Annotated in this window: 12 protein-coding genes; all 12 read right to left on the bottom strand. The window is 60.5% G+C overall.

What is annotated here, in order from left to right; translation table 11 throughout:
* Positions 1-52: 52 nt before the first annotated feature.
* A complete protein-coding gene (locus AACP62_RS01785) occupies positions 53-2731 on the bottom strand; it encodes a glycoside hydrolase family 2 TIM barrel-domain containing protein (RefSeq protein ID WP_339345937.1) in 2679 nt (892 codons plus the stop codon).
* A complete protein-coding gene (locus tag AACP62_RS01780) occupies positions 2728-6093 on the bottom strand; it encodes a DUF5107 domain-containing protein (RefSeq protein WP_339345936.1) in 3366 nt (1121 codons plus the stop codon). Before AACP62_RS01780 ends, AACP62_RS01785 begins: the two co-directional genes overlap by 4 nt.
* Positions 6094-6379: 286 nt before the next feature.
* Complete coding sequence (locus tag AACP62_RS01775) at positions 6380-8395, bottom strand: ABC transporter ATP-binding protein (protein WP_339346513.1); 2016 nt, start codon at positions 8393-8395, stop codon at positions 6380-6382.
* Positions 8385-10211, bottom strand: coding sequence for an ABC transporter ATP-binding protein (locus AACP62_RS01770; protein ID WP_339345935.1), 1827 nt, complete (start codon positions 10209-10211; stop codon positions 8385-8387). Before AACP62_RS01770 ends, AACP62_RS01775 begins: the two co-directional genes overlap by 11 nt.
* Before the next feature lie 293 nt (positions 10212-10504).
* Entirely contained in the window at positions 10505-11077 is a 573-nt protein-coding gene (locus AACP62_RS01765) for an adenylate kinase (RefSeq protein WP_029678060.1), read from the bottom strand.
* 247 nt (positions 11078-11324) lie between these two features.
* Positions 11325-12653, bottom strand: a complete 1329-nt coding sequence (secY, locus tag AACP62_RS01760) for a preprotein translocase subunit SecY (protein ID WP_029678061.1) — start codon at positions 12651-12653, stop codon at positions 11325-11327.
* A 184-nt stretch (positions 12654-12837) separates the two neighbouring features.
* A complete protein-coding gene (gene rplO / locus AACP62_RS01755; RefSeq protein ID WP_339345931.1) occupies positions 12838-13302 on the bottom strand; it encodes a 50S ribosomal protein L15 in 465 nt (154 codons plus the stop codon).
* A gap of 2 nt (positions 13303-13304) precedes the next feature.
* Positions 13305-13490: a 50S ribosomal protein L30 gene (gene rpmD / locus AACP62_RS01750; protein WP_339345929.1), complete on the bottom strand. Its 186-nt coding sequence runs from the start codon at positions 13488-13490 to the stop codon at positions 13305-13307.
* A complete protein-coding gene (rpsE, locus tag AACP62_RS01745; RefSeq protein ID WP_029678063.1) occupies positions 13490-14251 on the bottom strand; it encodes a 30S ribosomal protein S5 in 762 nt (253 codons plus the stop codon). Before rpsE ends, rpmD begins: the two co-directional genes overlap by 1 nt.
* A complete protein-coding gene (gene rplR, locus AACP62_RS01740) occupies positions 14248-14619 on the bottom strand; it encodes a 50S ribosomal protein L18 (protein WP_029678064.1) in 372 nt (123 codons plus the stop codon). The genes rpsE and rplR overlap by 4 nt, the downstream gene beginning before the upstream one ends.
* A 1-nt stretch (position 14620) precedes the next feature.
* Positions 14621-15160, bottom strand: a complete 540-nt coding sequence (gene rplF, locus AACP62_RS01735; protein ID WP_029678065.1) for a 50S ribosomal protein L6 — start codon at positions 15158-15160, stop codon at positions 14621-14623.
* Positions 15161-15176: 16 nt separating this feature from the next.
* Entirely contained in the window at positions 15177-15575 is a 399-nt protein-coding gene (rpsH, locus tag AACP62_RS01730; RefSeq protein ID WP_024626787.1) for a 30S ribosomal protein S8, read from the bottom strand.
* Positions 15576-15622: the final 47 nt, after the last annotated feature.

Genomic DNA, 15622 nt, shown 5'->3' with positions numbered 1-15622 from the left:
CCCGCTGAAATTGTGGGTCGGCCCCTTATTGTGCTTTAGCGAACAGCAGGACTCAGGCGACCAGCTGGTCGATGACCTCGGGATCAATCCTCTGACGCGGGTTGAAGTCCTTGGAGCCCAGATACCGGTAGATGCTGGCCTGTAGGGCCCTGGCCTCAGGATATTCGGACAGATTCTGCAGGCCCATGGAGGAGAGCAGAAGCCGGCCCTTGCCGCAACGGCATTCCAGCAGCTGCGTCATGGGTCGCAGGTAGGCGTAGCTATCCATCTCGGTGATGATGGACTGGTAGCGCTCGGGCAGGACGATGGCCCGCTGGGTGGCCATGGGCCACCACTGCCAGTCAGTGTGCGAGTCGGTCGGAAAATCGGCAAAAACAGGGTGGTCGGCCTGAATGAACTGCCCCATGGTGCCGCTCTGGTCCTTGAACGTTCCCACCGACCAGAAGTCCGTGGAGAAGTGGGCCTGAACGGATCCGGGCAGGGACTGGGCCGTGGAGTCGGGACTCAGATAGACCGTGCCCCCCTGGTCCAGGACCCGACGCGCCTGCCGATCGAACCTCCTGGCTTCGTACAGACCGTCTGGCCGGTCAGGCTGGCTGTCCTGGTAGACCCAGACCGAATAGACGTTGGCCACGCCGTCGATCTCCAGACTCAGACGGCAGCGTTGGTTGCCTTCAACTCCGTCCAGAGGCAATTCGAAGGCCCCCAGATCGGTCAGCTTGCCCACCGGACAGGTGACCTTGCGGAAGACATGTTCCAGATCAACCCCCGGGCCCTGCAACCGCAGCCGCAGATCACCCCGAAGGGTGCGTCGGCCGTAGTTGGCCACCCTGACCGTCCCTGAAAGCTTCTCCCGGTTGGTATAGGCGTAACGGTCCATGACTGCCAGCGGCAACTGATCGGTGAAGAAGGACCGGAAACGTTCAGGACGGGCGAAGGGAAAGCGCTTGGGGTGCAGATGGGCATCCATCATGCCCACCAGAGCCGTGCCTTGTCCGGGAAAGTCCTGAAGACCCAGCAGCGAAAGCCCCGACATGGAAGGGGTTCGCAGGACGGACTCCACCTCCTCCCGGTAGCAGATCCGTGACAGTTCGCCTGTAGCGGCCACCCAGTCCAGCCAAGTGCTCTGGTCCAGGCCAGATTCGCGGACCCTGTCACGAATCATTGCGTAATTGTCAGGACGGGTGACCCCGGTGAACTCTTCAATCTCCCGGAAGTCAGGCAGCACCTCATACTGCCCTACCTCGAATCCATAGACCGGCACCTCGCACTCTTTGCGGACTTCCTGCATGGTGTCCTCGAAATTGTGGGCAGTGCCCGGATGAACCGCGTTGGTGGACCCACGCATGTTGGCAAAGCAGCAGCGCAGGTCGTGACCCTTATAAGACTCAGAGGTGTAGACCTCGTTGCAGTCGTCGCTGCCAAGCTGACCATAGTGCGGGTTGGAGGAATTGGCATAGAGCCGGGTATCGTCAATGCTCCGGGCATCCTGCACCAACTGAGCCATGCGCTGGTGACCGGTCGCATCCGCAGACAGCTCGTTGCCCAGGGTGAGCATGACAAAGGAGGGGTGGTTGGCCAGGAAGAGCAGTGTCTGCTCCAGTTCGGTGCGATAGTAGCGGTAACTGACATCCTCCTGGAAGGCATGTTGGTGGTCCCAATGGGAGAGCTCGGGCTGCATCATCATCCCCATCCGGTCCGCCGCGATGAAGGCTGCCTCGGGCGGGCAGTGCGAATGGAAGCGGACCACATTCACTCCGTATGAACGGTAGGCCTCCAGAATACGAATCCAGGAGCCCACGTCCATGGGCGGGAAGCCGGTCTGCGGGAACTCAGCACAATTGGCCTCGCCACGCAGGAAGAAGGCCCTGCCATTCAAAGCCAGTCTCCCCTGCTCATCGGCAGCGAAATCACGGATGCCGAAGTCCGTGCTGACCCGCGAGAGCACCCTGGATCCGTCCGGCATCAAAAGTTCAACCGTTATGCCGTGCAGACAGCCCTGGTATTCGTCCCAGCGATCCGCATGGGCGTCAAGCGGCAGATCGGACCAGGTCAGTGTTCGCCGCCCAGGTTCCAGATCTGCAGCGACCTCCAGAGGCTGGGCCAGCGCATCGGAAGAGAGCCTCAGGCGACCATGGAATCCCTGTCCCGAATCCACATCAGCCTCTACAGTCAGCGCATCGCCACGCGGGTAGGCACGGACCCTATCTATAAAGGTATCCTCCTCCACACGCAGGCCGATGTCCCCCAGAAGCCCGTTCCAGTTGGTCTGGGTGTGGTCAGTGGCGGTCGAGGAATCCAGGATGGCATCGTGGGGCATGCCCTGGTAGGCATTGTCGGAATCCACCTGCAGCAGATCATCGCCCGTCAGCAGTCCAGTCAGCTCGAAAACATGGGGGGTGTTCAAGGTCTGAGGACGGTAGGGCTCAACCTGGCGTTCGCCGACCCTGACCTCCAGGCGGCGAGCGCGCTCCACCTCGAAGAAGACCCTCCGCCCCGGCTGCGGGGTCCATCGAATCTGCCGGGACAATCTGACTGTCCCCTCGAAGGTGTGCCGCCTGGTCAGCCGGGAGCCGATGGGTCCGGGCTTGCCGCTGCCATAGTCTGCGGACAGCTCCTGATCATCATGTCCGAGTCCATTGGTATCCAGCGTGCCCGGCATCAGGACGGTTCCCTGCAGCTCAGACGGGGACTGAACCTGCCAGGCTCCAGCCAATGCAACCTTGGTCATGACTTCCTCCCGGCAAGAATTGTCCTGTGGTCCAATTCATCAGTGAACAACCCGGCCTGGATATGACCGGCATCCAGTTCCAGAACCTGCTTCAGGCACTCCCGAGCCTGGTCGATCTGCCCTGTGCCGATGCGTGCCAGGGCCATCAGGTAGAGGCAGTGGACCCGGTTCATGCGGGTATAGTCTGCATCGAAGGTCAAAAAGTCAGGCAGGGAGACTGCAAAGTAGTCCTTTTCCACATGGTCGTCCAAGTGTTGCTCGCCGAAGTCCAGCAACCGGTAGTAGCAGGCGTTGGCCGGACCCTGCTCTTCCAGGGCCTGGTGGGCCAACCCCTGGAAGAGGACCATCTCGGCGGGCTGATCGTTGTAGTAGAGCGACTCCCCCACCTGTCCGGAGCCTAGGCAGGCCAGACGGAACTCCTGATCCGCAGCTTCCTCGTCACCCGCGGCCCGTCTGACCAGCCCCAGGTAGTAGTGCAGATCGTTGTCCTTCTGGCCTTCCAGTTTGCCTTCGCCCAGGTTTTCAGGATATGTCATGGCACGCTCCAGCAGGTCCGCAGCACGGTCCCAATCCTGGGCCGCCATGGCATCCTTGGCCATCAGCTTCAGGGAGATTCGGTATTGGGCGGTGATTTTGCCCTCGCCGCCCTCCCAGGGATGGAATCGCCGGCCGCTCATCAGCTGATAGGCCCGTTCATAACTGCCAGTCTGGTTGAGCAGACTCAGGTATTCGATATAGAGATCGTCCCTGCGGGCCACAACCTCTGGATGCTTCTCGAATTCCTGCAGGCGGCGGGCAAAGCTCCAGCCCATCAGCCTGTGAAGTTGATCCCGCTCCAGAAAGACCCGTGCATCTTCAGGATCCAACCGGCAGGCGGTCTCGATTTCCTGATCGGCGGCCTGCCAATCGTGTCGCTTGTTACCGTAGGCGATGGCCAGGTTGCGGTGGACGGTGGCGAAGTCGGGGTCCAATTGCCGGGAATGCTCCCAAAGCTTGATAGCCCGGTCCGCCAGAGACTTGTCGTAGTAGAGGCAGCCCAGATAATAGGCTGCCTTGGGACCATCGACCAGGGTCATGGCTGTGCGCAGGGGGGCGATATCATCCAGGGAATTGGGGAAACAGTAGTCCGAAGGCGCGCCTTCAGCGGCCCGGAAGGCCTGAATGGCCTGATCCTTCCGCCCCAGCAGGTGCAGATACCAGCCTTGATAATACCCGACCATGGGCTGATGCTGATCGGCCTGGCCCAGCAACTGCAGCGCCTCCTCATAGGCGCCGAATGCAGCATAGTCTCGTGCCGTCCGCAGTAGGTTGAGGTAATCACCGCGCATCAGTCTGGACAGCTCGTCCGGATCACCGCCTGCCAAAACCCGCTCGTAGCCGGATACGAAGTCGAACCGATCCAGGGCCAGATTCTCGCGGACCACTTGGTTCGCCTGATCCCGCCTGCCCAGACGGCGCAGCAGATAGGCCTTGAGCCCGCGAGCCCTGATGTTGTCGGTGTTGCGCGTCAGAGCACGCTGAACGAAGTCCAATGCCTGCTCCAGCTGACCGCGACATGTCTCGATACAGGCCAGGCAGAAGAAGGCCCGTTCCTTTTGGGCATCGTCCCAGGTGGCCTTGTAGAAAGCGTCGTAGGCCTCGTCCATTCGTCCCTGATAGCTCAAGGCGAGACCCAGATTGTAGTGGGCCTCGGAATCATAGGGCTGGCTGTTGCGCCAGGTCAACCGCTTGATGGCCGTGCGGAAGTGCTGCTCGGCTCCGGCGAAGTCGCCGCGTCGAAGCAGAAGTCGGCCGTAGGCGTTGTTGATGCGCGCGTCGCCCGGGTCACGCTTGAGCCCCTCCAGGTAGTAGGGATCAGGCCGGTAGGTGGCATGGCGGTACTGTTCCAGGTGCAAACCGGTCAGCAGCAGTTCCTCATTGGTGGCGATACGCTCCGGCCGATCGGCGGCCTGCGCCGGCTCGGGAATCTTTCCATCGGCAGGTGGCTGTGGACGATAGCTGACCAGGAGCCGCCCTTGGGCGTCCTCCACTCGGGCTGTCAGTGCAGTTCCCGGATGATCGCCTGTCTCGAATTCGGCCCTGACCTGATTGTCGGGGCCAAGGGTGCCCTGCCACTGGTAAAGGATGGATCCGTCGTCTGCAGTGACCTGGACGCGCGCGTCCTTTTGAACCCGTGTGGCGTAGACGGTGATTCGCCCTTGCCCGGCCTTCAGCCCCTGGGCCTCGATCCCCTCATGCTCGCCGGCGGCTCCGAAGGTCTGCTCGGGGCCGACTTCCAGGTTGAGGGCCGCATCCACACTGGCGTTCTTGACCAGCCCCACCTGCTTGTAGGGCATGAAGTATTGGGTGAAGGTCTTGCCCTCGTAGGGCTTGAGCCAGGTGAAGTCAGGCTGGTTGTCAGTGAAAACACCGGTCATCAGCTCCACATAAGGACCGTCGGCATCGGTCAGATTGCGATCCCAGGCGTGGCCGAAGTCTCCGCAACCCCAGGTCCACTGCTTCTTGCCCGGCGAGATGTGATGGTCAGCCACATGCAGAATGCCCGCCTGCCGCGAGAAATCGTAACCGCCGACGAAGTCATAGTCCGAATGCGCGGCCATATAGGAGGTGGGCACCGGCACGTTCTTGTAGCGGCTGATATCCACTCCCTGGGAGTAGTCGTGCTTGTAGTAGGTTCCCGTCGCGATGGGAAAGCGGGAGACGTCGCGCTTGCCGTGGTCCATGACCGCAGTGACATCGGGTGGCATGACGGTCCTGGTGTGTTCGTTGACCGCCACGGCCGGGTTGGCCCACCAGAGGAAGGACTGGGGCAGGGGCGTGCCGTTGTAAAGCCGGGCCGAGATTTCGATGACGCTGACCCCGGGATGCAGGGCGATGGTGGTGGTGACCTGGGTGCCGTAGATGCGGTCGGTATCGTGGCAGACCACCGCCTTGCCACCGTCCGGCAGGTCCTTGAGGGTGCAGTCCACCGGAAGGAAGGTGCTGGGCCGATGGTGCTGCGGCCAGTTGAACTCGATGCCCCCGGAAATCCAAGGGCCGGTCAGGCCTACCAGGGCAGGTTTTATGACCCGATTGCGGTAGACGAAGTCATAGTCGTTGGTCTTGTCTCGGGCATACTGGATTCGTCCGCCCAACTCAGGCAGGACGGTCACCTCCAAGTATTCGTTCTCCAGAATGACCGCCTTGTAGTCCTGATCCTTGCATTCATCCGAGATGGTCTCGATGACCGGGTAAGGATAGACCCGTCCCGAAGAGCCCTGGTAGACTCGATTTTCAATAAATTGCGGATTCTTATCCGGTTTTCCGATTCCGTAGGTTGGAATCGTAAGCTCTGTGACTTTCACTGTGACGCCCATGGTCATCAGCCCCTTGTCTGCTCAGCAAAACTGTATATATTTGCTCTCAGTCTATAGTCGGAATCAGCCCTCAGAACTGCATAAATTGTTTGAAAATATTAAAAAATTGCTACTAGGCTGTCTTGGCTGATCAACACTTGTTCAGCTCGGATCAACTGCTGAAAACGGACGGTCGCATATACATGAAAGGGGGTCGGCCCATCAAGAACCGACCCCCTAGGCTGGCGTTCGCCTAAGGCCTGATCATGCCTTTCGGCATCTTCCTCCGACCCCTCGGCAATCCCATAGAACCCTACTCCAGTTCCAGGGCTCCGGTATAGAGCTGGTAGTACTCGCCATGCTTGGCTATCAGCTCATCGTGGTTGCCGCGCTCGATGATCCGCCCATGGTCCAGGACCATGATCACATCGGAGTTGCGAACCGTGGAGAGCCGATGAGCGATGACGAAGACCGTCCGGCCTCGCATGAGTGCGTCCATGCCCTGCTGGACCACCTCCTCGGTCCTGGTATCGATTGAGGAAGTGGCTTCGTCCAGAATCATGGCTGGAGGATCGGCCACAGCCGCCCTGGCAATTGAAATCAGCTGACGCTGACCCTGGGACAGTCCGCTTCCATCCCCCTCAAGAACAGTCTGGTAGCCCTGGGGAAGCATGCGGATGAAGCTGTCGGCGTTGGTCATCCTGGCGGCTTCGATGCACTCCTGGTCCGTGGCATCCAGACGTCCGTAGCGGATGTTGTCCAGGACGGTACCCGTAAAGAGGTTGACATCCTGAAGGACGATGCCCAGTGAGCGGCGGAGATCAGGCTTGCGGATGTTCTTCACATCGATCCCGTCATAGAGGATCTGGCCCTGCTGGATGTCGTAGAAGCGGTTGATCAGGTTGGTGATCGTGGTCTTGCCGGCACCGGTGGCACCGACCAGCGCAACCTTCTGCCCTGGCTTGGCGAACCAGGTGATGTCGTGCAGGACAGGCTTGCTCGGGTCGTATCCGAAGCTGACGTCGGTGAATCGCACATCCCCTTGAAGGAGGGTGTATCGCCCATCAGGAGAGGTGATGGCCTGATCCTTGGCCTTCAGGGCCACGTCACGGGCATCGCCGGGAAGCTTCATGGCGGCCTCCAGCGAGCGCCTGCCGTCGTCATCCGCCTCGCGCTTCCAGGCCCAATGCCCTGTTTCGTGGTCGACAGGGGTCATGGTCCGGCCGTCCGAGGCCAGTTCGACGCTGACCAATCTGACCGTACCCTGGTCAGCCTCGACGGGCTGGTCCATCAGGTCGAAGATCCGGGAGGCACCGGCCAAGGCCATCATGACCATGTTGAACTGCATGGAGACCTGGCCGATGGGGTTGATGAAGGAGCGGGAGAGGGTCAGAAGGGAGACGATGGTCCCCAGGGTCAGCGGCCCCGCCCCGGTCAGTCCTACATTGCCCATGCCCGCAATACCGGCCAGACCTCCGACGATGGCCAGGATGACATAGAGCAGGTAGCCCATGTTGCCCACGACCGGCATGGTGACATTGCCGTAGGTGTTGGCCTGGGCCGAAGCCTGGAAGAGCTCCTCATTCCTCTCCTCGAAGACCTTGGCGGTGGCATCCTCATGGTTGAAGACCTTGATGACCTTCTGCCCATTGACGGCCTCTTCAACGAAGGCGTTCACCTGGCCCAGATAACGCTGCTGGTGAACGAAGTAGCGACCGCTTCGGGTGACCAGAACCCGGACCACGACAATCAGGACCTCCGCGAAGACCAGGGTCAGGACGGTGAATGGAATGGAGAGCCAGAGCATGGAGATCAGGGCCGCCAGCGCGGACAGGACCGAGGAGACCATCTGCGGGAAGGACTGGGAGATGGCCTGACGGAGGGTATCCGTGTCGTTGGTGTAGCGGCTCATGGTGTCGCCATGCTCATGGGTGTCGAAGAAGCCGATGGGCAGCTCCTGCTGGTGGGCGAACATCTGGTCACGGATGGTCTTCAGGGTGCCCTGCTCCACCTTGACGATCAGCCAGTTCCAGAACCAGGAGCAGAAGGTCCCCACCGCATAGAGGCAGCCCATCAGGATCAGGGTCCTCATCAGCGGTCCCCAGTCAGGGTCGGAGGCCCCGACCAGCGGCAGGATGTAGTGGTCGATTAGTGGCTGCAGGAAGAAGGCCGATGCCGCCTGGGCCCCGGCGCTGATGATGATGCAGACCACGATCACCGCCAGCTGCCAGCGGTAGGCCAGCAGGTAGCGCAGGATGCGACGGGTCGTTCCCGGCGCGGCCTTGTCCAGGCGGGGCTTGCGGTCCTTGAATGATCCGTCACTCATGATCCTTGTCCTCCTCGCTCTGGTTCCTGGTCTGTGATTCGTAGATGAATCGGTACTCCTGACATGTTCGCAGGAGCTCCTGGTGGGTGCCCTTGTCGAGAATCCTGCCCTCCTCCAGGACCACGATCATATCGGCGTCCTCCACGGAGGCCAGACGCTGGGAGATGATGATCTTGGTGGTGTCGGGGATCTCCTGGCTGAAGGCCCGGCGGATCAGCTGGTCGGTCTTGGTGTCCACGGCGCTAGTCGAGTCATCCAGAATCAGGATGTCAGGCTTCTTCAGAAGGGCCCGCGCGATGCACAGACGCTGTCGTTGGCCGCCGGAGAGGTTGGTGCCGCCCTCGTCCAGGTAGGTCTGATAACCATCGGGAAACTCCCGCACGAAACCGTCGGCCTGGGCCAGGGTACAGGCGCGCACCAGCTCGTCGTCCGTGGCCTCAGGGTTGCCCCAGCGCAGGTTCTCGGCGATGGTCCCGGTGAAGAGGACATTCTTCTGGAGCACCATGGCCACCTGGTCGCGCAGGACCGTCAGATCGTACTGGCGCACGTCCACCCCGCCCACCTGGAGGGACCCATCGGTGACGTCATAGAGACGGGGAATGAGCTGGACCAGGCTGGATTTGGAGGAGCCGGTCCCGCCCACGATGCCCAGGGTGGAGCCCGAGGGAACGTCCAGATTGATATGGCTCAGAACCGGACGTTCGGACCGGTCCGAGTAGCGGAATGTCACATCCTGGAAGCTGATGGATCCATCGGCCACCCTCATGACCGGCTTGGCGGGATCGTGCACGGTGCTGACCTCGTCCAGCACCTGGCAGATACGCTCGGCGGAAGCCTGGGAGATGACGACCATGACCACGATCATGGAGACCATGTTCATGGCCATCATGATCTGGATGGCATAGGTGACCAGGGCGGTCAGATCGCCCGTGGTCAGCCCCAGGGCAGCGTTGTTCCCGGAGGCAACAATCTGGGAGGCGCCCATCCAGGATATGACCAGCAGAGAGGCATAGATGCAGAAGTTCAACAATGCCGGGTTCAGACTCATGATCCGCTCGGCCTTGCAGAAGGCACGATAGATGGCCAAGGAAATACTGTTGAACTTGCGCTCCTCGTAGTCCTCCCGGTTGTATGACTTGACCACTCTGATTCCCTGGAGGTTCTCATCCACCACATTGTTGAGGTGGTCGTAGGTGTGGAAGACGCGCTCGAAGATGGGGTGAACCAGCAGGGACAGCCCGATCAATCCGAAGCCCAGGATGGGGATGGCGATCAGGAAGACCAGGGATATGGGCCTGGAAATCTTATAAGAAAAGAGCCAGGCCACAATGACCATGATCGGCGCTCTGACACCGACCCTGATGACCATCTGATAGGCATTCTGCAGGTTGGTCACATCGGTGGTCAGCCTGGTGATGATGGATCCGGTGGAGAAGCGGTCGATATTGGTGAAGCTGAAGGACTGCACCTTGGCGAACAGATCGCTACGGACATTCTTGGCCAGGCCGGAAGAGGCGATGGCCGCATACCGCCCGGACATGAACCCAGAAAACAGGGAGACGGCCGAGCAGGCCAGCAGAATCAGCCCGAATTTGAAGATGGCCGGCATGGACCTCCCCGAGACCCCCTGATCGATCAGGGAGGCCATGATGGTCGGGATCACAATCTCTAGAACGCTCTCAAGAAAGACGAAGGCCGGAGCCAGAAAGCTGGCCTTCCGGTATTCGCGCAGGGAGCGCAGGATGGTGCGGATGGTATGCTTCGGACGCGCTGGTTCCTGTTTATCCGATCTGACTACGGATGCCGTAGACCCCTTCAAGTGAACCTCTTCTGTTTCTGTGCTGATTTCTCTATCTTTTACGGCCAATCACCGACATGCAATACCCTCGAAAGAGGGTCTGAATGCACCTAGGCTATCATCCTGTCCGTCAGGGTTGGGCGGACGCGCAGGGATTTCCGCCCTCCACAAAAAGAAGCTGTCACGCCCCTCGGGGTCATGCAGCTTCTATGCCTCGGTCAGTCGTATCAGCGAGTCTTGCCGGTGGATTCTAAGCTTGGCATTCCTACGATTGATTCAACTGGCGACAGGACTCTCGCCTGACAGGCTATGAATTATCGCTCGTCCAACTCTGTGATGATCTCCTTGGAGATCTGGTCGACCTCGCCCTGGCCATCCACTGCGACCAGAAGACCACGGGACTTATAGGTATTCAGCAGGGGGGCCGTCTCCTTGGCATAGATATCCAGGCGCTTGGCAATGGCCTCGGGTGTATCGTCTGCCCGCCCCTCTTCCTTGGCCCGCTTGGCGATGCGCTGCATGAGCACGTCATGGTCTGCATCCAGGGCCACCACAGCTGTCAGCGGAGTGCCAAGCTCCTGGAGCATCTTGTCCAGCGCCTCGACCTGGGAGGCCGAACGGGGGTAGCCGTCCAGAATCCAGCCCTGGGCGGCGTCGTCCATGCCAAGGCGGTCCTTGACGATCTTGTTGGTCAGCTCGTCTGGAACCAGTTCACCCTTGTCGGTGTAAGCCTTGGCCTGCTTGCCCAACTCGGTTCCGTTCTTCAGGTTGTAGCGGAAAATGTCGCCGGTGGAGATGGCAGGAATCCCGTAATGCTTGCTGAGCAAGGCCGCCTGTGTGCCCTTGCCAACACCTTGAGGTCCCATGATCAACAGTCGCTGTGCCATTCCCTATCCTTTGTTCGATCTTCTATTGTTCTTGGCTCTAAGGCCCAGACGATTTTAGCTGTCTGAGCCGTGTAGAACTCTCATTTACGTATGCTAGCGGCTATCTGGCCCAACGCAGGTTGCACTCACTAAACTCGTGCAAACCGTCTTCCGGATACAACAGGGTCCGACCCCATGCCACCAAGGGCCAGGGTCGGACCTTCAACTGTTTCGGTCAGCCATTACTCGCGGGTTTTCGGCAGAAGGGTCAGCCCTCCTTGTGTTCGCCCTCCAGCAGGAAGCCGGTGTACTGGAACTGTTCGGTCTGTGCCCTGGCCTGGCGCAGGGTGTCCAGGCCGACACCGGCGATAATCAGAATGGTGGTGCCGCCGAAGGGCAGCTTGGAGTTGATCTTCAGCAGCATGATCAGCACCGTCGGGATCAGGGCCACGAAGAGCAGATAGATGGCACCCACCGTGTTCAGCCGATTCATCACATATGACAGGTATCGACTGGTGGCCCGCCCGGCCCTGATGCCCGGGATGAAGCCGCCATACTCTTTCATGTTGTCGGCAGTCTCGTCCGGGTTGAAGGTGATGGACGTGTAGAAGAAGCAGAAGAAGACAATCATGACCGAGTAGAGCACGATGTACCAGACCGAGGTCGTGTTGGCCATGTTGGCATCAATCCACTTGACCCAGCTCTGATCGGAATTGCCGAACTGGGCAATCAGGGTAGGGATGGCCAAAATAGATGAAGCGAAGATGGGGGGAATCACGCCAGACATGTTGATCTTGAGCGGCAGATAGGTGGAAGATCCGCCGTACATCTTACGACCAATCATCCTGCGAGTGTACTGGACGGGAATACGACGCTGAGCCAGTTCCACGTAGTCGACCAGAATCAGGATAACCAACAAGACGGTCACGACAATGCCGAACTTGACCCAGTCGCCATCCTTGCCGTTGGTCCCCCAACCGATGTTCCAGAGCTGCGGCAGGAAGCCGGAGCAGATGGAGATGAAGATCAGGACGGACATGCCGTTACCGATGCCCTTGTCGGTGATCAGTTCGGCCATCCACATAATCAGACCGGTGCCGCCGGTCATGATCAGAACCATGACGGCCATATTCCACCAGGAGCTGTCAGGGATGACATGCTGTTGGCAGGCACCACCGAAGAGCGCGCCCTTGCTGGCCGTAACCAGAATGGTCGTGGACTGCAGCACGGCCAGACCCATGGTCAAATACCTGGTGTACTCGGTCAACTTGGCCTCGCCTGACTGGCCCTCCTTGTGCAGAGCCTCGAAACGAGGAATAACCACGCGCAGCAGCTGCACCACGATGGATGCAGTGATGTAAGGCATGATGCCCAATGCGAAGATGGACAGCTGCAGTAGAGCTCCGCCTGAGAACAGGTTCACCAGGCCGATGAAGTCCTCATTGCCAGCCGTGGTGATGCACTTCTGCACGGCGGGATAATCCACGCCTGGGGTAGGTATGAACGACCCGATGCGATAGATGATGATGATGCCAAGAACGAAGAAGATTTTCTTCCTCAACTCCTTGGTCCTGAAGGCCTGGATTAACGTCCTCACCTAAGTTCCCTCCCTACGCGCCCACGCGTTGGTCCCGGTGCATCGCACCTTCTTGCTCCGACCAGCTTAGCCGATGGCTCCGTCAAAACCGACGGCAACCAGGCCGGAAACGAGTTCCGGCCCCCGCCCGCTTGGAGCGGGGAGGGCCGGAATCATCTGCCTTACGGTCTGCCCCCTATGAGTATCAGTCCTCGGAGACGGACCCGCCTGCGGCTTCTATCTTGCTTCTGGCCGAGGCCGAGGCCTTGACGCCCTTGAGGGTGAAAGCAGCCTTGACATCGCCATCACCCAGGACCTTGACGGGGTGACCCTTGCGGACCGCTCCCTTATCGACCAGATCCTCGACGGTGACTTCGCCGCCCTTGGGGAAGAGTCCTTCCAGAGCACCCAGGTTGACCACCTGGTACTCCTTCTTGAAGGGGCTCCTGAACCCGCGCAACTTGGGCAGCCGCATGTACAGGGGCAGCTGGCCGCCTTCAAAGCCCGGACGGACCTGGTAACGGGCCTTGGTGCCTTTGGTGCCACGACCGGAGGTCTTGCCCTTGGACCCCTCGCCACGACCGACGCGGATACGGTCGCGCTTGGCGCCTGGAGCCGGACGCAGGTCATGCATCTGCAGGATGGTAGGCTCTTGCTTGTCGCTGGCCATAATCAGTCTGCCTCCTCTACGTTCACCAGGTGGCGGACCTTGACAGCCATCCCCCGGTAGACGGGGGTGTCCTCACGAAGGACTGACTGACCGATCTTGTGAAGGCCCAGAGACCTGACGTTCTCCTTCTGGCGATCGGTGGCATGAGCCACACCCTTGACCAGGGTGATCTTGATCTGCTTGGTCATCACTCACCTGCCTTTGACTGCTCGTCAGCCTTGGCCTTGGCCTCTTCGCGCTCCTTACGCTCGTCGGCGATGCCGGCGGCACGTGCGCGCAGGAGGGAATCGGGAGCGACCTCCTCCAGAGGCAGACCGCGGCGTGCCGCGATCTCCTCGGGCTCCTCCAGCTGCTTCAAGGCAGCTACAGTGGCCCGCACCATGTTGACGGCGGTGGCCGATCCCATGGATTTGCTCAGGATATCAGTGATGCCGGCGCACTCCAGGACGGCGCGGACCGGACCACCGGCGATAACGCCGGTCCCGGGGGCTGCAGGCCGCAGGAGAACCGTGCCGGCCGCATCGTGGCCGATCACCGGGTGGGTGACAGTGCCGCGGATACGTGGGACGGTGAACATGTGCTTCTTGGCATCCAGCTGACCCTTGGAGATGGCTGCAGGAACCTCACGGGACTTGCCGTAGCCAACGCCCACAGTGCCCTTGCCATCGCCCACGACTACCAGAGCCGCGAAGCTGAAGGTACGGCCTCCCTTGTGGACCTTGGAGACACGGTTGATGGTGACGACCCTGTCGAGCATGTCGTCACGCTCGTCGCGGTCGCGACGACCACGACGGCCATCCCTGCGGCCGTCACGAGAACCGCCACGACGACCACCGCGGCGATCATCGTTCCGGTCGTTCCGGTCCCTTCTGCCACCCTGGCTGGACTGAGTATTTGTGGAATCTTCAGTCACCTGGGTTGTTTCCTTTGTCGTTTCGTTGTCGCTCACAGTGCCAAACCTCCCTCACGGGCGCCTTCCGCAACCGCTGCGACCCTTCCGTGGTACTTGTTGCCACCACGGTCAAAGACCACGGTGGTGATGCCGGCCTTCTTGGCCTTGGCCGCAATCTGCTCGCCCACCTTGCGGGCGGCCTCGGTCTTGGTGCCTTTGAAGGAGCCGTAATCCGAAGCCATGGTCGACTCGCTGACCAGGGTGACACCCCTGGTGTCGTCGACAATCTGGGCGATCATGTTGCGGTTGGTTCGTGTGACCACCAGACGGGGGCGCTCTGCCGTGCCGGAAACGCGCTTGCGCAGACGGGCATGGCGGCGCAGACGGGCGATCTTCTTGCCTTTGCCTAGTATCGAGACCGTCATATCACTTACCAGCCTTTCCAGCCTTGCGCAGGATGTGCTCGTCGGCGTACTTGATGCCCTTGCCCTTGTAAGGCTCGGGCGAACGCAGGGCGCGGATGTTGGCGGCAGCCTGGCCGACGGCCTGCTTGTCGATACCGGAGACGACCACTTCGTTGGCGTTCGGCGTCTCGAAGGTGATGCCCTCCGGGGGGTCGACGGTGATGGTGTGCGAGTAGCCCAGCGAGAACTCCAGGGACTTGCCCTTGGCGACCACGCGGTAGCCAGTGCCGACGATCTGCAGGTGCTTGCTGTAGCCCTTGGAGACGCCTTCGACCATGGAAGCCACGATGGAGCGGCTCAGTCCGTGCTTGGCCTTGGTGGTGCGGTCCTCGTCGGCGGGGGTCATGATGATCTCATTACCCTCGACCTTGCCGGTGATGCCCTCGGGCAGCGTGTATCCGTCCGAGCCCTTGGGACCCTTGGCGGTGAATTCCTGGCCCTTGAAAGCCACCTCCACACCTGCCGGAACGGCGATGGGGAGCTTACCGATATGCGATGCCATGTTCAGCTCTCCTTTCTCACCATACGTAGGCGACGATCTCGCCGCCGATGCCCCTGTCGAGGCATTCCTTTTGGGTCATCAGTCCCGAGCTGGTCGAGATGATGGCGATTCCCAGCCCGCCCAGGGGCATGGGCAGGGAATCCGACTTGGCGTACCGGCGCAGACCGGGCTTGGAGACGCGCTTGATTCCCTGAATGGACTGGCGTCCATCGGGGCCGTACTTGAGCGTGATCTCCAGATCCTGCCCGACGCGCGCCTCCTTGGCGCGGTAATCGGCGATGAAACCTTCGCGCTTGAGGATCTGCGCGATGTTCGCCTTGAACTTGGAGTACGGCATGTCGACTGTTTCATGCTTGGCCGCACTCGCATTACGCAGACGTGTCAGCATGTCTGCGATGGGATCTGTCATTGTCATGTGGGCTTATGCCCTTCCTCGCCGTGGTTTCCGCCGCCGGGCAGCAA

The sequence above is a fragment of the Bifidobacterium apis genome, assembly GCF_036986835.1.
GTDB lineage: Bacteria > Actinomycetota > Actinomycetes > Actinomycetales > Bifidobacteriaceae > Bombiscardovia > Bombiscardovia apis_A.
Note: the sequence above shows the minus strand (reverse complement) of the source record. Positions and strands in the feature narration are given on the sequence as shown.

Bases quoted from the DNA above. Each gene is read 5' to 3' on its own strand.
- AACP62_RS01785 (WP_339345937.1), bottom strand. From the start codon at position 2,731: ATGACCAAGGTTGCATTGGCTGGAGCCTGGCAGGTTCAGTCCCCGTCT.
- AACP62_RS01780 (WP_339345936.1), bottom strand. From the start codon at position 6,093: ATGACCATGGGCGTCACAGTGAAAGTCACAGAGCTTACGATTCCAACC.
- AACP62_RS01765 (WP_029678060.1), bottom strand. From the start codon at position 11,077: ATGGCACAGCGACTGTTGATCATGGGACCTCAAGGTGTTGGCAAGGGC.
- rplO (WP_339345931.1), bottom strand. From the start codon at position 13,302: ATGGCCAGCGACAAGCAAGAGCCTACCATCCTGCAGATGCATGACCTG.
- rpmD (WP_339345929.1), bottom strand. From the start codon at position 13,490: ATGACCAAGCAGATCAAGATCACCCTGGTCAAGGGTGTGGCTCATGCC.
- rplR (WP_029678064.1), bottom strand. From the start codon at position 14,619: ATGACGGTCTCGATACTAGGCAAAGGCAAGAAGATCGCCCGTCTGCGC.
- rplF (WP_029678065.1), bottom strand. From the start codon at position 15,160: ATGGCATCGCATATCGGTAAGCTCCCCATCGCCGTTCCGGCAGGTGTG.
- rpsH (WP_024626787.1), bottom strand. From the start codon at position 15,575: ATGACAATGACAGATCCCATCGCAGACATGCTGACACGTCTGCGTAAT.